Below are 19,049 nucleotides of genomic sequence, written 5' to 3'. Positions count from 1 at the left end.
ACATCTTTTTCAATGGAAGTGCGTAAGCGCAAGCCGCGTGCCGATGCCCTGAGGAACCGAGAACGACTGGTCGAAACGGCGAAGGACGTGCTCGGCAAGGGCGGACCGGACGCCAGCCTCGAAGCGGTGGCGCGGCAGGCCGGGGTGGGGATCGGAACACTTTATCGGCACTTCCCGACGCGCGAAGCCCTCTTCCACGCGGTCTTCAGCCGGGATCTGGAACGCCTCGTCGAGACGGCGGAGGGGCTTAAGGGATCCAACGACCCGCTCGAGGCACTGCGCGACTGGCTTCATGCCAATGTCGCTCTCGTCGAAACCAAGCGCGGCATGCTCGGCGCGCTGTCCATCGTGATGACGGAGGAATCAAAGGAAGCTTATTCCGCACAGTCGGAACGGATCCTCGCTGCATTGAACGGGCTGCTGAAACAGGCGGCGGACGCCGGCCAGATCCGCGAGGACGTGACGGCAGAGGACCTGCTTCAGACCATGTACGCCCTGTGCTATTCGCGCGAACCGGGCCCGGACTGGCGAGCACGAGTGCTGCGGCTGCTCGACATCTTCATAGACGGCCTGAAACGCTAGGCTGCCCTGTCGGAGGATTTGCTCTAGCGGGTTCGTCTGCAAGAGCCGGTACTCCGGCAGCCCCGCAATTTGCGGGATCGGGGTCGAAGCGGGAGCGCGCCGCCATGGCCGGCGACGGGCCGAGCCCGGCCTCGCCGCCGCCCGGCTGCCGCTTTCATCCTCGGTGCCCGCTCGCCTTCGACCGCTGCCGCGAGGAGCGGCCGGAACGCACCATGAATTCCCTCGACGGCCCGTGTCACATGTCTTGCCGCAGCGGCGATGGATAGGGGCATCGGTCTGCACCACCCTCGCGTCAATCGAGGCCCATCGTCTCTCTGTAGCCCTCCAGATACTCTCGCTCGGCCTCACTGGCGCGATCCATGCCGTTCATCGCCCGGTGCCAGAGCGGCACGATCGCCGGCGGGCGGCCCGCCTTCTCGATCCGCCGCGACTGCTCTTGCGAGAGCGTCAGGTCGATGGAGGCGAGATTGTCGCGCAAATGGTCCTCGCTCCTCGCCCCGAGCGCGATCGAGTGGACGCCGGGACGTTCGCGCAGCCAGGCCAGCACGACCTGGGGCACGCTGCGGCCCACTTCGCCCGAAACATCCTTCAACACGTCGATCACACGGTAGAGCCGCTCGGTATCGACGATGTGCGGCTCGGGCCAGTCGTTGCCCTGCCTCGTGCCGGGCTGCGGACCGTTGTCGCGGTCGATCTTGCCGGTGAGCAGCCCCTCGCCCAGCGGGCTCCAGACCTGCGTCGCGACGCCCAGATCACGGCCGGCCGGAATGATCTCGTATTCGACCTCACGCGCTTCCGGCGTGTAGTTCAGCTGATGGGCGACGGGCGGCGTCGCGCCGAGCATCTTCGCCGTCAGAACCGTCTTCGCCACCTGCCAGCCGGAATAGTTCGAGACGCCCCAGGAACGGATCTTGCCGGCACGGATCAGGTCGTCCATCACCGAAACCGTCTCCTCGACCGGGGTGACGCCATCCCACTGGTGGATCCAGTAATGATCGATCCAGTCGGTCTGCAGCCGCTTCAGGCTCTGGTCGATCTGGCCCATGATGTGGGCGCGCGAGGCGCCGGCCATGTTCGGCCCCTCGCCCATCGTCGTGCGGACCTTGGAGAAGATCAGAAGGTCGCTCCGCCGGCCCTTCACCGCCTCGCCGACGACCTTTTCGGAATCGCCCTTGGAATAGATGTTGGCCGTATCGAGCGCATTGACGCCGGCCTCCATGGCGATGTCGATGAAGCGTCTTGCGTCCTCGACACCGACATTGCCGGTCTTCTCGAAGCCATGTGTGCCGCCGAAGGTGACGGTGCCAAGCACGAAGGGCGAGACCATCATGCCGGAATTGCCGAAGGGGGCGTACTTCATGTCGAACTCTCTTCGCTCGTGTCGCGGTTCCGCTCGCGGATTGTCATCCACGGCCTTTGCCGGCCAACGCATTCGATGCCGACCCGGTTCTGAAGCCTCGTGCTCATTCGGCCAGATCGCCCGCGCTCCGCGGAGATGATGCACGGCGGCAAGGGCGTGGGAACAGTTCGTTCGGGGGGATGATCAGAGCGGCGCTCGAGCCGTCCGGCCGATCATCGGCCGATCGAGGCAGCCAGAACTCCCGCCAGAAGACGGTAGCTTTGGAGAACTCGAGAAGCCTTTCGGCCTCCCTATCGCCGATGCGCCGACATTTCCATCGTCGTGTCACCCGAGCCGCAGGCCGAAACTCGCACCCGATCTCCCAAAGATTTGGATGAACGTGTTGCGAGACCGATTGCCGAGGCTATGTGCCCGTACGAGAGACTTATCAAACATCGCCGAGACACGAGGGCACGATGACCGACCACTCGAACAGCGCACGACGCGGCGTGGGATATTGGGCCGTGGTGGTCCTTGCCATCGTACTCGTCCTTTTCGGACTGCCGATCTTCGGTGGTGGCGTCTATCTCGCTTGGCTCGGCGGCTCTTGGTACTACGTCTTCGCCGGCCTCGGCCTCCTTGCGACCGCCTGGTTCCTCGTGAGAGCTTCGATGCTCGCGGTCTGGATCTATCTCCTCACCTTCATCTTCACCGTCGTCTGGGCGTTCTGGGAAAAGGGTTTCGACTGGTGGGCGCAGGTGCCGCGGCTCGTCGCGCCCACGGTCATTCTCGTCCTCGTCCTCGCCACGATCCCCGTTCTGCGTCGCGCGAGCAGTTCACAGGCCCGTCCACGTGACGCCGATCAAGGTAAAAGCCATCAGGTGACAGAGAGCCGGCGGCAGACGGAGAGCCGGCGGCCGAAGAAGCCGCACTCGACCAAGACGCTCCTCCCGACCGCAAGCTGACCTGTCCCTCCCGGAGACCACGATGACACGAGATCTTTCGCGCACCGGCGTCGCCGCGACGCTCGCCGCCGCTCTTTCTCTTTCCGTCTGCCCGCCCTTCGCCTTCGCGCAGGACACCCAGCCCGCGGCATCCGACAACACGCCCGCATCCGGCGCCGACCCCAGCGGCGAGGGTGAGGCCGTGGAGATAGGTGAAACGCCTCAGGGCGTCGCCACCCCTGCTCCGGACGCCACGCCTGCAGCCGAAGCGGAAGACGCACCCGACGCGACTGCGAACACTGAGGTCGCTCGCGCTCCGGCCACCCCGCGCGAGGTTGGCACGGACTGGCCCTTCTGGGGCGGCGGGCCCAATGCGACCCGCTTCTCGCCGCTCGACCAGATCACACCGGACAATGTCGACCAGCTCGAAAAGGTCTGGACCTATCGCACCGGCGACATGCCGACCGAAAAGACCGAGGGCAAATACTCGCCCGAAGGAACGCCGCTGAAGATCGGCGACGCCCTCTACATCTGCTCGGCGATGAACATCCTGTCCTCCGTCGATGCGAGAACGGGAGAGGAGATCTGGCGCTACGACCCGAAGGTCGCTCCCGAAGCGATCCCCTATGGCGCAAGCTGCCGGGGCGTTGCCTATTACGAATTGCCCGACGCATCCGAAGATCAGGCCTGCGCGACGCGGATCATCGAGGGCACGCTCGACGCCCGGCTGATCGCGGTCGACGCCAAGACCGGCGCGCCCTGCGCCGATTTCGGGGAGAACGGCCAGGTCGACCTGTGGCAGGGCATCGGTGAGAAGGTGCCCGGCTGGTACGCCGTCACCGCGCCGCCGGCAATCGTCCGCGGCATCGCAGTCACCGGCGCGCAGGTGAAGGATGGTCAGGCCGAGGACGCACCCTCCGGCGTCATTCGTGGCTATGACGCGGTCACCGGCGAACTCGCCTGGGCCTGGGACCTCGGCGATCCGGACCTCACCGGCCTGCCGCCCGAGGGCGAGACCTACACCCGCGGCACGCCTAACATGTGGACCCAGGCGACCGGCGACGAGGAGCTCGGCTACGTCTATCTGCCGATGGGCAATTCCTCGGTCGATTATTACGGCGGCAATCGCTCCGAAGCCGAGAACGAATATGCGACCTCCCTCGTCGCCATCGACGTGACCACCGGCAAGCCGGTCTGGCACTTCCAGACCGTGCGCTACGATGTCTGGGACTACGATCTCGGCAGTCAGGCGACGCTCATCGACTTCCCGAACGAAGACGGCGGCACCACGCCGGCCATCCTCCTGCCATCGAAACAAGGCGACATCTACATTCTCGATCGCGAAACCGGCGAGCCGCTGGTCCCGATCGAGGAGATCGAAACACCGGAAGGCGGCGTCGAGGGCGACGCCTATGCCGAGACCCAGCCGACCTCGGGCTACCACACCCTGCGCAAGGACGATCTGACCGAGGCGGACATGTGGGGCGTCACCCCCCTCGATCAGCTCTTCTGCCGCATTGCCTTTCGCGAGGCCGCCTATAACGGCATCTACACCCACCCGACGGCCGACCGGCGCTGGATCCAGTATCCCGGCTACAATGGCGGCTCGGACTGGGGCAGCGTCGCCGTCGACACCGAAAACGGCATCATCGTCGCGAACTACAACGACGTGCCGAACTATAACCGGCTGATTCCCCGGGAAGAAGCGGACGAGCGCAATCTGAAGCCGATCAACGAAAAGCAGTCCGAGGGCGAGTCGGGCTCGAAGGCCGAAGGTGAAGGCGATCCGCAGGCCGGCGCGCCCTATGCCATCGACGTCAATGCCGGCTGGCGGGCACCCTTCACCGGCATTCCCTGCAAGCAGCCGCCGCTCGGCGGCATCCGGGCGATCGATCTGAAGACCGGCGAGACCCTGTGGGACCGCCCGCTCGGCACCGCCCGCCGCAACGGTCCCTTCGGCATCCCGTCCTTCCTGCCCTTGTCGATCGGCACGCCCAACAATGGCGGCTCCGTCGTCACCAAGGGCGGACTCGTATTCATCGCCGCGGCGACCGACAATCTCATCCGCGCCATCGATCTGAAGACCGGCGAGACCTTGTGGTCGGACGTCCTGCCGGCTGGCGGCCAGGCCAACCCCATCGTCTACGAACAGGACGGTCGCGAATACCTCGTCATCCAGGCCGGCGGCCACCACTTCATGGAGACCCCGGTGGGCGACTACTACATCGCCTACGCGCTGCCGGAGAATTGAGGCGAAGCGGAGCCCGCGACGCTGATCCGCCGCGTCTTCCAGCGAACTTCGGTGTCTCCGGAGTTTGCACGGTCTTGAGTCAGACGAAGCGCCAAGGCATCGATGGCACCCGCTGTACGGATCGCCCCGCTGATGGAGGCGATCGTCCTGAAGAGCGGGTTTCTCGGCAGGCCGTTGGAGATGACAATCAGCCACACAGCCGCGCCCAGCCCTTCCGATTGGGTTAACCGGCCGGTTCCAGGCGCCAGAGGAAGTCTGAGGCGGCGCCGCATCGGTTGAAGCGTCCGGCTGATCGGACGCCTCCATTCGCGCTACTTCTCTGCGGCGTTTCTGCGTTGAGGATACCAGTAGCGGGCGTCGGCGGAACCGCGATCGATCAGGACGAAACTGTTGGCGAATACCCGGTACGGGTGGCTCCACTCGCCATCGGCCCACTGGATGCGAATCTGTGCCCGTTCGGCGACGCCGAGACCGAGATGCGTGAAGCCTGAGGTTCCGGAGGCGTGACCGCCGCCAACCCGGATCGTGCGCGTCAGCGTCTTCTTGCCGACGCGCACGACGATCTGCGCGCCGATCCCGTCGCGGTTTCCGGTTGGATCGTTCAAGCTGATCTCAAGAAAATTGCCCATGGGCCGGGTGCCGAAGGCCGACTTTGCTCCCCGATTATGGAACAGGCTCGCCGACCCACCGCGATTGACGACCAGAAGATCGAGGGAACCGTCGAGATCGAAGTCGGCGACGAGCGCGCCTCGGCCCTTGGTCGGCAGCGCCAGTCCCGCCTCTTTCCCCCGCTCGGTGAACCGCCCGTCGAACCCGCCCATCAGGAGATTGTCGGGATCGAAGCTGGCGAAATCCGGCATGGCCTCGACATTGCCTTTCGCGATGAACAGGTCGAGCGCGGTGTCGTTGTTGAAATCGGCGAATTCGGCATGCCACCCGGTCGAGGGTTTGCCCTCGTCCTTCGTATAGGGGCGGTGCGCCGTCGCGCGTCGGTCCCAGGCCTCGTCGCGATAGGCGGGGGTGTCCTCGAATTCGCGGTCGAGCACCTGCAGCTTGGTGTCCCCCATCGAAGTCAGCGCGTATTCGGGCCAGCCATCGCCGTCGAGATCGCCCTCGGCGATGCCCATGCCCCAGATCGAAAGATGCTTCCAGCCGTCGGCCCGGCGATAGGGGCGCGGCGCCCGCTCCGGCTCGACGCGCCAGAGCTGCTCTTCGCCGCCGCGATAATATTGCCGGTCATTGGTGATCCGCAGCGCCGGCTCGCCCGTATGGTTCCAGTCGGTGAAGAGCATCGAAAGGGCGCAAAAGCCGGGCTTCAGTTTCTCCGAGACCGAATAGTCGGGCACGTCGCGGCCGGGCTGCGGGCGCATGAGGACATTGTCCGCGCAGGTTCCCCAGGGCGAGCCCGGCGCCGTCCGATCGACGTAGTTGCCGAAAGCGAGCGTCGGAAATTGCGCGCCCGGCTCGAAGATGGCCGCGAAGGCCGTCGTCCAGTCCCTGCCGCCGTCGATCGCGAAGTGCCGGTTAGCCTCCTCGAAACCGCAGGCACCGTCGCCCTTGAGGACGATGTTCTTGCCGACCCGAAGAAGAACGAGATCCATGTTGCCATCCTGATCGATGTCGATCGGATAGGCGCCCGTGACCTTTTCGAGATCGGCCGGTTCGATTCCGATCGGAATCGGCTCGAAGGTGAGCCGACCCGCCGAACTCTGATTGCGGTAGAGCTGCGCGGGATTCTTGCCGCCGCTCAGGAAGACTTCGGGATAGCGGTCGCCATTGCAGTCGAAGGCGGCCCCACCTCCGCCGACGAAGAACTCCCAAGGCCCGTCATAACTGTGGGCAATCCCGGCATCGGCCGCGACCTCCTCGAAGACCGGCGTGTCGGCGCTGAACGGGGCCGGCTCCGACGGCGTTTCAGCGAAGGCCGGGCCAGCCTGCAATGCGCCCACGCTGCAAGCAAGCGCGACCGCGATCAGGCAGCTGACGGTCTTCGCGCAAGCGCTCATTCGCCGATCCTCAATGTCTTGAGCCATGCGATCAACGCGGAGCGGTCTTTCTCGGCAAGCGCGGCATAGGCCTTGCCAGCTTCATAGGCTTCGCCCCCATGGGCCCGGATGGCTTCGTCCAGCGTCGTCATGTCGCCGCGATGGCCGTAGGGGGCGGTATCGGCCAGTCCCCACAGTTCGGAAGTGATGAAGACGTCCCGCTCGACGAAGCGCTGCGCCAGGGTCTCGTTGCCGAAGGCAGCTTGGCGCTGATCGGCGATGCGATGCCGCTTCAGGTCACCGAAGAGCGGCACGAGAACACGCCCCTTTGCGTCTCGGGGCAGAGCTTTCGCCCAATCGAGCAAGGCGAGGTCGTAGATCGCAGGAGCTTCGACGTCGCCGGTCCGTAACGTCCCCGCCGTATCCACCGGCCCCGGATCGGAGAAGCCCAGGCTGTCCAGCGGAAGAGACGGTCGGTGGCAGTTCGTGCAGCCGAGATCGGCAAAGACTTCACGCCCACGAACCGCAGCCTTTCGCCACTCGGCGCTGTCCGGCTCGACCTCCTGCGGCGACGGCAGGCTGGCCTGGAACGCCACCATGGCCGAGACCAGACCGGCAGAGATCTCATTGGAATGTCCGTCACCATCGAAATCGTCGGTCCCCGTCCAGCGCGCGCCCCAGCGCTCGTCCGGCTGCATGCCGTGATGCTGATTGAGTGCATTGACGGTGAACTGGCGGAGCGACGTCATCACACCCTTCTGGGTGAACGGCCGGATGACCAGATCGGGGTCGACGCCCTCGAGGCCTGCGAAGTCGATCGATCCATCCGGCAGCGCCGTGATCGAGCCGAAGGACACGCCCTTGCTGGCGAGCGCAACCTTCTCCGGCTCGCCCAGACGGCGCGCCTCGTCGAGCGCGGTGGTCCGAGCGGCCTGCAGGTCTGCCGTCATCTCGCGCGCCAAGAGTTCGACGAGGCCTGCGCCGAAGAGATGGTTGGTTCCGCGCTCATTGGAGAATTGCGGATCGAGGGTGTCGAAATCCGCGCTCTCGAAACCTTCCGAAACGAAGACATTGCCGACGAAACCGCCAGCGCCGCCGGTTCGAGGTTCGTTGTGACAGGACGAGCAGGCATTCGCGTCGGGGCCGGCGAGCCGCTGAAAATCATGCTCGACCGGCCGGCGATGGGCCGTCGGGATGATGGCCTGGGTCGCATGGGGCCGCCCCGCGCCGTCGAGGCTCGTGAACCGCGCCTCGAACAGCGCGCGGCCCTTGTCGATCAGGCTGGACAGGTCTCCCAGCGACAGCACGCCCCGAAGCTCCGACTGATCGACATGCACCTTGACGGCATGCTCGGACCAGGGTGGCGCTTCATCAGCTTGAACCGACCACGGCGAAGCGAAAGCGAGACAGGTTGCAAGTGCAAGGCCTGGGATGACGGATGTCCGGGCGGTCATTCGGCGGCCTCCGCTTTCGGCGTCGTTGCTGTCGCGAAGCGCTCGTCGATCCCCGCCAGCGCGTGATTGGCGGCCGCTTCGAAGACCAGGGCGTCGACGTCGTCCTCGATGCTGAACTCGACGTCAGCCCCTTGCCCGGCAATCGAGCTCTCGGTGATTCCGCGGCGTATCGCTGGCTCCAGGAGATCGATCGCCTGGGCCCCGGAGCCGGTGAAGACGATCGGCAAGGGATCGATCAGCGTGAAGATCCGCCCGAGTCCATAGCCGATGGCAAGACCCGCCTCTTCGAAGGCTTCCCGCGCCGCGCCCTCGGACGAACGCGCTTCAGCGGCCAGTTGCCGCATCTCGGCGTCGCTGATCCGTCGGGCGAGAATCGCGTTCGCCTCGAGACCGCGCGCACGCCGCCAGAGGGCGTAGTCGCCGGCATAAGCCTCGACGCATCCGCGATTGCCGCAGCGGCAGGCCGCGCCCCCCGGAATATGGTTGATGTGCCCGAACTCGATCGTCGAAACGCCCTGTCCGCCAAAGTTGCGGCCCGCGACGCGAAGGCCCATGCCGACGCCGAAGCCGATGAACACGAAGGCGTAGTTCTGCAGCCGACCTTCGGAGCGCCAGCGAAAGCTCTCGGGCATCAGGGAACAGTCGTTGCAGACGGCGACCAGCGCGCCGGTGGCCTCAGCCAGAGGCGGTCCCACGAGAAGATCACGCAGCCGCATCGCGGGCGACCAGACGATGCGACCCTCGCCGGGATCCGTCTTTCCCTGGACGGCCACCGTGATCGATTCGATCGTTCCGCCCTCGGTGGGGCTTGCCCCCGTCATCGCGCGAACCTCGGCCAAGAGTTCGAGAATGGCGTCGACGAGCCGATCGGCATCGAGGTCGGCGATGCTCATCTCGCGCCGGACATGAGCAAGCGTTTGCCCGTCATAGCTGCAAAGCCTGACCGCGATCTCTCCAACGGCAATCTTCACCACGGCGACACGCGCGGCCTCCGCCCTGAGAACCAGTCTGCGTTCGGGCCGCCCGCGTCGGAAATCGCGTTCATTGTCCTGCATCTCGACGAGGATGCTGTCCCTGACCAGCGCGGAAGCGATCGAAGAGGCCGACGACATGGACAGCCCGGTCGCCTCGCTGATCGCGCGTCGGGTCGATATCCCGGTGCGCCGCAAATGATTGAGGACGACGCGCCGATTGTGGGCACGCACGCCTTCGGCGTCGGTCTTGGACAGCATGGGCCTTGTCATCTCCTCCCGCCGTCCCGTCGGATTTCGTATCTCGTTGAGGACCGGCGCACGCAAGTTGACACGCCAAGTTTTTGCTGTCACCATTTTTTACGAGGCTCGGAAAAAGTCTCGATGGCCGCGAGGGAGCGGCCGGGAAGGATCAGGCGCAGGTTGCGCCAGGGAGGAAATCCATGAAAGCTTTGAAGCTCGCGCTTGCCGGCGCGGTGTTCACGATGGCCGGCGCCACGTCCGTGCTCGCGCAGACGGTCGGCGTCTCTTGGTCGAACTTCCAGGAAGAGCGCTGGAAGACCGACGAGGCGGCCATCAAGGAAGCGCTCGAAAAGGCCGGCGCGACCTACATCTCCGCCGACGCCCAGTCGTCCGCGGCCAAGCAGCTGACCGACGTCGAGTCGCTGATCAGCCAAGGCGCCGAGGCGCTGATCATTCTTGCGCAGGATTCGGCCGCCATCGGCCCGGCCGTGCAGACCGCCGTCAACAACGGCATCCCGGTCGTCGGCTATGACCGCCTGATCGAGGATCCGAACGCCTTCTACCTGACCTTCGACAACAAGGAAGTCGGCCGCATCCAGGCGCGGGAAGTCCAGAAGGTCCAGCCGGAAGGCAATTACGCCTTCATCAAGGGCTCGTCGGCCGATCCGAACGCCGACTTCCTGTTCTCCGGTCAGATGGAAGTGCTGCAGGAGGCGATCGATTCCGGCAAGATCAAGAATGTCGGCGAGGCCTACACGGACGGCTGGCTTCCGGCGAACGCCCAGCAGAACATGGAACAGATCCTGACCGCCAACAACAACGAGGTCGACGCGGTCGTTGCCTCGAACGACGGCACCGCCGGCGGCGCCATCGCAGCACTCGAGGCGCAGGGTCTCGCCGGCACGGTCCCGGTTTCCGGCCAGGACGCCGACCAGGCGGCGCTGAACCGCATCGCCCGCGGCACCCAGACCGTCTCGGTCTGGAAGGACTCCCGCGAACTCGGCAAGCGCGCCGCCGAGATCGCCCTCGAACTCGCCAAGGGCACGGCGATGAACGAAATCGAGGGTGCCGAAGGCTGGGAAAGCCCGAACGGCCAGGATCTCCAGGCGATCTTCCTGAAGCCGGTGGCGATCACCAAGGACAACCTGCAAACGATCATCGACGCCGGCTGGGTGTCGAAGGAGACCGTCTGCCAGGGCGTCGAGGCGGGTTCGGTTCCGGCCTGCGACTGAAAAGCTGAATGACCGGGCGGCTGCGCAGACTGACGGCGCGGCCGCCCGATCCATTTTCGGGGCTGTGGTCCCGCTCGATCCCGCCGCGCCGTTTGCGCCGGGATGGATCGAGGCCATCGGCGACGGTCACGCCGCTTCAGTCGGCGCGAACGTCTAAAGACAACAAGAAGGGCACGGCACCGGCCAGACGGTCGCACGCCTTGCCGAACGCTCCGCTGGGAGGCGAGCCATGAGTCAAGCGGTTTCGGACGCTCCGGCCGGGACGAAAAGCGTCCAGGCCGAGAGCGGCTTCAAGCGATTCCTGCGAGCGACGGAGATCGACACCCGCATGCTCGGCATGGTGGGTGCCCTCCTCGTCATCTGGATCGGCTTCCACATCCTGTCGGGCGGCACATTCCTGACGCCGCGCAATTTGTGGAACCTCTCGGTCCAGACCGCGTCCGTCGGCGTCATGGCGACAGGCATGGTGCTGGTCATCGTCACCCGCAACATCGACCTTTCCGTCGGCTCGATCCTCGGCGTCACCGGCATGGTGATGGCGATCGTGCAGACGACCTGGTTCACGCCGATGTTCGGATTCAACAGTCCGATGGTCTGGATCGCCACGATCGGCGTCGGGCTGCTCTGCGGCCTGGCGATCGGCGGGCTTCAGGGCTTCGTCATCGCCTATATGGGCGTGCCGGCCTTCATCGTGACGCTCGGCGGCCTGCTTGTCTGGCGCGGCGCCGCCTGGTGGGTGGCCTCCGGCAGGACGATCCCGATCACCGACGACAATTTCAAGATCATCGGCGGTGGCTCGGACGGCTCGATCGGTGCAAGCTGGAGCTGGATCATCGCCCTCGTCGCGATTGCGTTTCTGGCCTGGTCGACGTTCAATGCGCGCCGGCAGCGCCACCGCTTCAAGTTCCCGGTCAAGCCGATGTGGGCGGAGTATCTGACCTTCGGTGTGTCCGCCCTGGCCGTGATCGTCGCGACCTTCATCGTCAATTCCTACCTGCTGCCCGGGCCGCTCGCGCGCCGTTATGCCGAGGCGAACGGTATCACCATGCCCGAGGGCGGCCTCGAGATCGCCTTCGGCTATGCCGTGCCGGTGCTTCTCTTCATCGGCGTCGGCGTGGTGATGACCTTCATCGCACGGCGCACCCGGTTCGGCCGCTACGTCTTCGCGATCGGCGGCAATCCCGAGGCGGCCGAGCTCGCCGGCATCAACACCAAGCGCGTGACCATGATGGTATTTGCGCTGATGGGCATGCTCGCCGCGATCGCCGCGGCCATCTCGACCGCCCGCCTCACCTCGGCGACGAATGCGCAGGGCACGCTCGACGAACTCTACACCATCGCCGCCGCCGTGATCGGCGGCACCTCGCTGGCCGGTGGTGCGGGCACGATCGCCGGTGCCATGCTCGGCGCCCTTGTCATGCAGAGCTTGCAGTCGGGCATGGTGCTCCTCGGCATGGACACTCCGCTGCAGAACATCGTCGTCGGCGCCGTTCTCGTCGTCGCCGTCTGGCTCGACACTATCTACCGCAGGAGGGCCGCATGAGCACCTCAATGGATACCATCGCCGACCACGGTCCGGCGCATCACGCCGACACGGTGGACCGGTCGGGCCCGCCACTGGTCGAGATGAAGGACATCTCGATCGCCTTCGGCGGCATCCACGCCGTCGACAATGCCTCGATCGATCTCTACCCGGGCGAGGTCGTCGCACTGCTCGGCCACAATGGCGCCGGCAAGTCGACGCTGATCAAGATCCTGTCCGGCGCCTACAAGCGCGATTCCGGCGAGATCAATGTGCGCGGCGAGACCGCGACCATCACCAATCCGCGCGACGCGAAGAAATACGGGATCGAGACGATCTATCAGACGCTGGCGCTGGCCGACAATGTCGACGCCGCGGCGAACCTCTTCCTCGGCCGCGAGATCATGACGCCGCTCGGCACGCTCGACGACGCCGCGATGGAGGCCGAGGCGCGCAAGGTCATGGGCCGTCTCAACCCGAACTTCCGCCGCTTCAAGGAGCCTGTGAGGGCGCTGTCCGGCGGCCAGCGCCAGTCGGTCGCAATCGCCCGCGCGATCCTCTTCAATGCCAAGATCCTGATCATGGACGAGCCGACCGCCGCGCTCGGTCCGCAGGAGACGGCGCAGGTCGCCGACCTGATCAAGGAATTGAAGAAGGACGAGATCGGCATCTTCCTGATCAGCCACGACATCCACGACGTCTTCGACCTGTCCGATCGCGTCGTCGTCATGAAGAACGGCCAGGTCGTCGGCAGCGCCAAGACCAGTGACGTCACCAAGGACGAGGTGCTCGGCATGATCATTCTCGGCAAGTGCCCGCCCGGCGCGACACCCGGCCCCGGCGCGATGCGGGACTGAGACGGCTCTCGCCCGACTTCGATTGAACCAAAGATCCCTGCCCGGCCCCGACGCTTTTCCTGCGTTCGTCGCTTCGGGCGATACGAAAAGGACGTTCCGATGAGCGCACCCGCCTTCTTCAGCCCCGCCGATCCGATCCGTTTTCAGGGCGAAAGCACCTCGGAGGCCCTCGCCTATCGTCACTACGACAAGGACCGGCTGGTCATGGGCAAGCGGATGGAGGACCACCTCCGCTTTGCCGTCTGCTATTGGCATTCCTTCACCTGGCCGGGCGGCGATCCGTTCGGCGGCGAAACCTTCCTGCGGCCCTGGATGCATGGCGGCGACCCGCTCGAACTCGCCAAGCAGAAGGCCGATACGGCCTTCGAGATGTTCCGCCTGCTCGACGTGCCCTTCTTCACCTTCCACGACGTCGACGTCGCCCCGGAAGGCGAGAGTCTCCAGGAGTCGATCGACAATCTGAAGGCGATCACCGATATCTTCGCCGCCAAGATGGAGACCGCGAAGGTCCGCCTTCTCTGGGGCACGGCGAACCTCTTCTCGAACCGCCGCTACATGGCGGGCGCAGCGACCAATCCGGACCCGGACGTCTTCGCCTATGCCTGCGGCCAGGTGAAGGCCGCCATCGACGCGACCCATCGGCTCGGCGGCGCGAACTATGTCTGCTGGGGCGGACGCGAGGGTTACGAGACGCTGCTGAACACCGATATGGCCCGCGAGCTCGACCAGCTCGGCCGCTTCCTGTCCATGCTGGTCGACTACAAGCACAAGATCGGTTTCAAGGGCCCGATCCTGATCGAGCCGAAGCCGAAGGAGCCGACCAAGCACCAGTACGACTTCGACGCCTCGACCGTCATTGGCTTCCTGCGGAAATACGATCTGACCGCCGACGTGAAGCTCAATCTCGAGCAGAACCATGCAATTCTCGCCGGCCATTCCTTCGACCACGAAGTCAAGGTCGCCTATGCCAACGATCTGTTCGGCTCGCTCGACATCAATCGCGGCGACGATCTTCTCGGCTGGGACACCGACCAGTTCGCGATGGACGTGAAGGAGATCGCGCTCGTCTTCCACGAGATGCTGCAGCATGGCGGCTTCACGACGGGCGGGCTCAATTTCGACGCCAAGATCCGTCGCCAGTCGATCGATCCGGACGACCTTCTCCACGCCCATATCGCCTCCATGGACGCCTGCGCCCGGGGACTTCTGGCCGCAGAACGCATGCTGGAGGACAAGGCGCTGACCGGTCCCCTCGCCGATCGCTATGCCGGCTGGGACGAGCCGGAGGCGAAAGCCATCCTGGCGGGCGAGCGCTCGCTGGAACAGGTCGCGGCCGATGCCCTGAGCCTCAATCCTCAGCCGCGATCCGGTCGCCAGGAATATCTCGAAGGCATCGTCAACCGCTACGTCTGAGGCGGAACGCACGTCGAGAAACGCGGTCCTTGCCGAACTTTGTTCAAGGGCGGTCGGCGCCGACGAGCGAAGACAAGCCATGAGGCTGCACCGCATCGCTTTGATCCCTGGCGACGGGATCGGATCCGACGTCGTCGAGGCGGCCTGGAAGGTCGGCGAGGCGGTCGCAGCAAGGAGACCTCCGCGCTTGAACCGACGCGTTTCCCCTGGTCCTGCGAATTCTACGCCGAGACTGGCGCGATGACGCCGGCTGATGGGATCGAGACGCTGCGCGGCTTCGACGCGATCTTCCTCGGTGCGATCGGCTGGCCGGCCCGCGTGCCGGATTCGGTCTCGCTGCACGGCCCGTGGCTGCCGATTCGCAAGTCCTTCGTGCAATATGCCAATGCCCTTTCACACCGGCTTCTGCCCGGCGTGGAAGGGCCGTTGAAGCCCGAAAGCTCCCATATTCTGTGCATTCGCGAAAACACCGAGGGCGACTATTCGGGCGCCGGGGGCCGGGTTCATCGGGGCGGACGGGACGAACTCGCGGTTGGAGAAAACTTGCGAGCAGCCCGACCCGTTTTCTGATACCCAGCCGTGGGAGTGCCTGCAATTCGCAGCACGCCTGGCCACGTCTACCCATGGCTTCGAACCGGAAAGCAAACGACAGCGGATCCATTCTACATGCCCAATCCCCTGCGCGGCGTTCTCTTCGACAAGGACGGAACGCTGGTCGACTACGAGGCCACCTGGGCCCCGATCAATATCGAAGCCGCCGACTTCGCGGCCGATGGCGATCCGGCCCTCGCCCAGCGTCTTCTGAAGATTGCGGGACATGATCCCGAGACGGACAGGATCGCCAGCGGCAGCCTGCTCGCCGCGTCCAATACGATCGAGATCGCGACCGCCTGGCACGAGGCGGGCTCTCCTCACGACGTTCCGCATCTGACGGGCGAGTTGGACCGCATCTTCACGAAAGGCGCTTCGGCCGCGGTCGCCGTGCCGGGCATCGTTCCGTTCTTCGAGACACTGAAGCAGGCCGGAATCAGGACGGGAGTGGCGACCAGCGACAGCGTTGCAGGCGCCCGAGCAACCCTCGCCACCATCGGGATCGACCATCTCGCCGATTTCGTCGCCGGTTACGACAGCGGCCACGGGGTCAAGCCGGAAGCCGGAATGGCCGAGGCCTTCGCGCGAAGCTGCGGCCTTGTCGCCGCCGATCTCCTGATGGTCGGCGACAATCTCCACGATATCCGGATGGGCCGGGCCGCCGGCTATTCGGTCTGTGTCGGCGTTCTGACCGGAACCGGGACCCGCGCGGATCTCTCGGCCGAAGCCGACCATGTTCTGGACGATATCACCGCGCTTCCGGCCCTGATCGATGAGTTGGGACGTTGGCCGAAAACGGCGGCGCGCGCAGTTTGATGGGGACACCGGTCACAGTGCCCGACACGATGGCCGGCGCCGGCGGGACCGTCTCCCTGGACAGCCGCGCCGGGCTTCGAAACCCTACTTGATCTTGAGGACCGCGACCCTCGACGGAACGGTGTCGGGCCGGCCGGGCATCGACACGTAAGAGGGCGTTTCCTCAACGACCTCCCAGATGCCATCTTTCGCCATCTCGGCGATCTTGTCGCCGATGCCGCCGTTCCAGAGTGTGTCCTTGATGGTGATGACCAGCACGCCCCCGGCGCGGGTGATACGCACGAGTTCCGGAAAGCCTTCGACGCCGACATGACCAGTGGTGAAGACACCGGCGGACACGACGGCCGCGAAGTGGTTGTCGTCGAAGGGCAGCGTCTCGCCCATCACGCCGTATCGGCAGGCCTGATAGACGCCCTTGGAACGGGCGACCTTGAGCATGCCTTCCGAGATGTCGAGAGCCTCCACCGCATCATAGCCGGCGATCGCCATCCATTCGCCGAGGAGTCCGGTGCCGGCGCCTGCATCGAGTACCGGGCCTTCGCTTTTCGGAAGATGCCGGGTGAGCATCGCCAGACAGATCGTCGGATGCCGATATCCGAGGCTCGCCATTTCGGTGTCATAGCGCTCGGCCCAGGCGTCATATCGCTCGGCGACATCCTTCGGGCTCGAGGCTGCGTAGACGACGTCGAGGCTCTTGGCCGCATCGTTGCTCATGGAAACTCCCTCTTGTCTGACGCCTGCGCATGTTTGACAGGACCGGAAATCGTCGCCGATCTCGCTGCCGCCCACCATGCCGCAGGTCACGCACACTGTGACGACACGCAAGTCGTCACAGGTCGCGGTTGATGATCTCACCCGGCGAGTGTTATCAGGCTGTGAGTTTTTTTGGAAGTTTGTTGGATTTTTTGACAGGAGACGCCCAGAGATGAACGAATCCACCGCCTTCGATCGTCTGAAGACCATTCCGCAGTTTGCCGACCTGAACCGGGACGACGTCGAAATCACCCGGCTGGGCGGACAGACGAACATCGTCTTCCGCGTCCGTATGTCGGACAAAACCCTTCTTCTGCGGATCCCGGGGCACGGAACCGAGAGTTACATCGACCGCAAGGTCGAGGCTCACAACGCCCGTGTCGCCGCCGAAGTCGGTGTCTCCCCCGAAGTGATCCATTTCGACGAGGAAAGCGGCCTGATGGTCGCGGAGTATGTCGATGCTCCGACCATGTCGCCCGAGACATTCCGCTCGACGCCCGGCGCGCCGACCCGGGCCGCGAAGGCTTTCAAGGCGCTGCATCAAAGCGGCAGACACTTCGAATTCCGCTTCGAACTCTTCTCGATGATCGACGAGTACCTGAAGATCCTCAAGGAGAAGAATGCCACCCTGCCGGAAGGCTATCACGACGTCGTCGCCGAGGCCGGCGCCGTGCGCGAGGCTCTCGACGCCCATCCGGCCGCGCTCGCCCCGTGCCATTGCGATCCCTTGTGCGAGAATTTCCTCGATACCGGCGACAAGATGTGGATCGTCGACTGGGAGTATTCCGGCATGAACGATCCCCTCTGGGATCTCGGCGACCTCTCGGTCGAGGCCGGCTTCGGACCGGAAGCCGATCGCGAGATGATGGAGGCCTATGCCGGCGGGCCGGTCGATGCAGCGACCTTCGGGCGAATGGTCGTCTACAAGGCGATGTGCGACCTTCTGTGGACTCTCTGGGGCCTTATCCAGCACGCCAACGACAATCCCGCCGAGGACTTCTGGGCCTATTCCGAGGAACGCTTCGCCCGCTGCAAGGCCCTCATGGCGAGCGAGGACTTCGCCAAGCACCTCGAAGCGGTCAAGGCCGGCCCGGCCTAATCGGCCAGCGCTTCCACGTCGGCGGTCTCGACGGCCTCGTTCTTGCGATCGCATGAAAGAATGAGGCCGTCATTCTCGGCCATCTGCCGCGCGACATCCGGCGGCGGAGACTGATCGCAGACAAGCATGTTGACGCGATCGAACCCGCACACCGCGACCGGTGCCAGATTGCTGAACTTGGTGTGGTCCGCGACCACCATGGTGCTCAGCGACTGTTCGATCATGCAGCGGGCGATCTCGGCTTCCTGCAGGTGAAAGTCCATGAAGCCGCTCGTGCGGTGAACTGCGCCGATGGAAAGGATCGCGAGCCGCGTGCGGAACTGGCGCATGAACGCGACCGCCGTCTCGCCGAAAATGCCGTTGTCGTCCGGGCGAACCTCGCCGCCCGTCACATGCACACGGTTGCCCGTACCGCGCCCGAGAATTCGGGCAATCTCGGTGCCGTTGGTAATGACGAAAAGATCCCGGTGCCCGAGGAGCGCCTGGGCCACGTAGGTGGTGGTCGATCCGCTGTCGATCATCAGCGTGTCGCCGTTGCGCACCTGGCGCGCGGCCAACGCCGCTAGGGCACGCTTTTCCTCCGGCTGCTGGTTCATGCGCTTGCGGAAATCAGCCTCGCCCTTGGCATCCGGGAGGACGACGCCGCCATGGACGCGGTTGACCAGGCCCTGAGCCTCCAGAACCTTGATGTCCCGCCTCACCGTCTCGTCGGAAACGGACAGACGCTGCATGAGATCGTTGACCGAGCATGAACCGGCCAGTTCAAGTGCCCGCATGATGGCATTGTAACGCTGGTTCTTGTGCATCATCGCTCCGCCGGTTCTTCAAGATCGCCATTGTGCGGTAAAAATAGGCATTTTTTGGCTGACCGACAAAGGTTTGTTGGAATTCTGTGGCCTTTGCGTTGACATTTGTGGCCGAGCGAGGAAACTTGCGACACCTTTCCAGGGTGGGTCGCTCGACCCCATCCCGCAAGTCGCAACCGGGCCAATCGCTT

16 protein-coding genes and 1 pseudogene are annotated in these 19,049 nt (G+C 64.9%); 11 read left to right on the top strand and 6 right to left on the bottom strand.

The genetic code is table 11. From position 1 onward, the window contains the following. The first annotated feature begins 12 nt into the window (after positions 1–12). Both MF134_RS14090 and MF134_RS24205 read left to right on the top strand, forming a co-directional pair. Positions 13–582: a TetR/AcrR family transcriptional regulator gene (locus MF134_RS14090; RefSeq protein WP_255340106.1), complete on the top strand. Its 570-nt coding sequence runs from the start codon at positions 13–15 to the stop codon at positions 580–582. After that, entirely contained in the window at positions 498–848 is a 351-nt protein-coding gene (locus MF134_RS24205) for an oligopeptide/dipeptide ABC transporter ATP-binding protein (RefSeq protein WP_457589991.1), read from the top strand. Before MF134_RS14090 ends, MF134_RS24205 begins: the two co-directional genes overlap by 85 nt. A 26-nt stretch (positions 849–874) precedes the next feature. Here MF134_RS24205 and MF134_RS14080 read toward each other — a convergent pair whose 3' ends face one another. Further along, complete coding sequence (locus MF134_RS14080) at positions 875–1,942, bottom strand: aldo/keto reductase (RefSeq protein ID WP_255340105.1); 1,068 nt, start codon at positions 1,940–1,942, stop codon at positions 875–877. A 455-nt stretch (positions 1,943–2,397) separates the two neighbouring features. Between MF134_RS14080 and MF134_RS14075 the strand changes: the two genes are divergently transcribed. Next, positions 2,398–2,886: a hypothetical protein gene (locus MF134_RS14075; RefSeq protein ID WP_255340104.1), complete on the top strand. Its 489-nt coding sequence runs from the start codon at positions 2,398–2,400 to the stop codon at positions 2,884–2,886. 22 nt (positions 2,887–2,908) lie between these two features. Beyond that, entirely contained in the window at positions 2,909–5,116 is a 2,208-nt protein-coding gene (locus MF134_RS14070) for a pyrroloquinoline quinone-dependent dehydrogenase (protein ID WP_255340103.1), read from the top strand. Between the two features lie 311 nt (positions 5,117–5,427). On the opposite strand, the gene MF134_RS14065 is transcribed toward MF134_RS14070, so the two are convergent. The 3 genes from MF134_RS14065 to MF134_RS14055 are packed head-to-tail and all read right to left on the bottom strand — an operon-like array spanning position 5,428 to position 9,787. Then, a complete protein-coding gene (locus tag MF134_RS14065) occupies positions 5,428–7,122 on the bottom strand; it encodes a CRTAC1 family protein (RefSeq protein WP_255340102.1) in 1,695 nt (564 codons plus the stop codon). Beyond that, positions 7,119–8,555 (bottom strand): di-heme oxidoredictase family protein, encoded by a 1,437-nt coding sequence (locus MF134_RS14060; protein WP_255340101.1) that lies wholly within the window; start codon positions 8,553–8,555, stop codon positions 7,119–7,121. The genes MF134_RS14065 and MF134_RS14060 overlap by 4 nt, the downstream gene beginning before the upstream one ends. Beyond that, a complete protein-coding gene (locus tag MF134_RS14055) occupies positions 8,552–9,787 on the bottom strand; it encodes an ROK family protein (protein ID WP_255340100.1) in 1,236 nt (411 codons plus the stop codon). The genes MF134_RS14060 and MF134_RS14055 overlap by 4 nt, the downstream gene beginning before the upstream one ends. Before the next feature lie 224 nt (positions 9,788–10,011). Here MF134_RS14055 and xylF point away from each other — a divergent pair, with 224 nt between their 5' ends. From xylF to MF134_RS14025, 6 genes and pseudogenes are all read left to right on the top strand, one after another. Further along, positions 10,012–11,001, top strand: a complete 990-nt coding sequence (gene xylF, locus MF134_RS14050; protein ID WP_457589996.1) for a D-xylose ABC transporter substrate-binding protein — start codon at positions 10,012–10,014, stop codon at positions 10,999–11,001. Positions 11,002–11,230: 229 nt separating this feature from the next. Next, positions 11,231–12,544, top strand: coding sequence for a sugar ABC transporter permease (locus tag MF134_RS14045; RefSeq protein ID WP_255340098.1), 1,314 nt, complete (start codon positions 11,231–11,233; stop codon positions 12,542–12,544). Positions 12,545–12,627: 83 nt separating this feature from the next. Beyond that, positions 12,628–13,380 carry an ATP-binding cassette domain-containing protein gene (locus MF134_RS14040; protein WP_255340152.1) on the top strand — a complete coding sequence of 251 codons (753 nt, stop codon included), beginning with the start codon at positions 12,628–12,630 and terminating at the stop codon, positions 13,378–13,380. Between the two features lie 99 nt (positions 13,381–13,479). After that, a complete protein-coding gene (gene xylA / locus MF134_RS14035) occupies positions 13,480–14,793 on the top strand; it encodes a xylose isomerase (protein WP_255340097.1) in 1,314 nt (437 codons plus the stop codon). 79 nt (positions 14,794–14,872) lie between these two features. Then, positions 14,873–15,327, top strand: a pseudogene (locus MF134_RS14030) (isocitrate/isopropylmalate family dehydrogenase); the annotation flags it as partial. Between the two features lie 132 nt (positions 15,328–15,459). Continuing rightward, entirely contained in the window at positions 15,460–16,200 is a 741-nt protein-coding gene (locus MF134_RS14025; RefSeq protein ID WP_255340096.1) for an HAD family hydrolase, read from the top strand. 84 nt (positions 16,201–16,284) lie between these two features. Here the strand turns inward: MF134_RS14025 and MF134_RS14020 are convergent, their stop codons facing one another. Then, complete coding sequence (locus tag MF134_RS14020; RefSeq protein WP_255340095.1) at positions 16,285–16,914, bottom strand: class I SAM-dependent DNA methyltransferase; 630 nt, start codon at positions 16,912–16,914, stop codon at positions 16,285–16,287. A 211-nt stretch (positions 16,915–17,125) separates the two neighbouring features. Between MF134_RS14020 and MF134_RS14015 the strand changes: the two genes are divergently transcribed. Further along, positions 17,126–18,052 (top strand): choline/ethanolamine kinase family protein, encoded by a 927-nt coding sequence (locus MF134_RS14015; protein WP_255340094.1) that lies wholly within the window; start codon positions 17,126–17,128, stop codon positions 18,050–18,052. Here the strand turns inward: MF134_RS14015 and MF134_RS14010 are convergent. Further along, complete coding sequence (locus MF134_RS14010; RefSeq protein WP_255340093.1) at positions 18,049–18,861, bottom strand: DeoR/GlpR family DNA-binding transcription regulator; 813 nt, start codon at positions 18,859–18,861, stop codon at positions 18,049–18,051. The genes MF134_RS14015 and MF134_RS14010 overlap by 4 nt on opposite strands. Positions 18,862–19,049 lie beyond the last annotated feature (188 nt).

Source organism: Jiella marina, assembly GCF_024359545.1.
Taxonomy (GTDB): domain Bacteria; phylum Pseudomonadota; class Alphaproteobacteria; order Rhizobiales; family Rhizobiaceae; genus Jiella.
The sequence above is the reverse complement of the archived record's forward strand: the minus strand, read 5'-3'. Positions and strand labels throughout refer to the sequence as shown.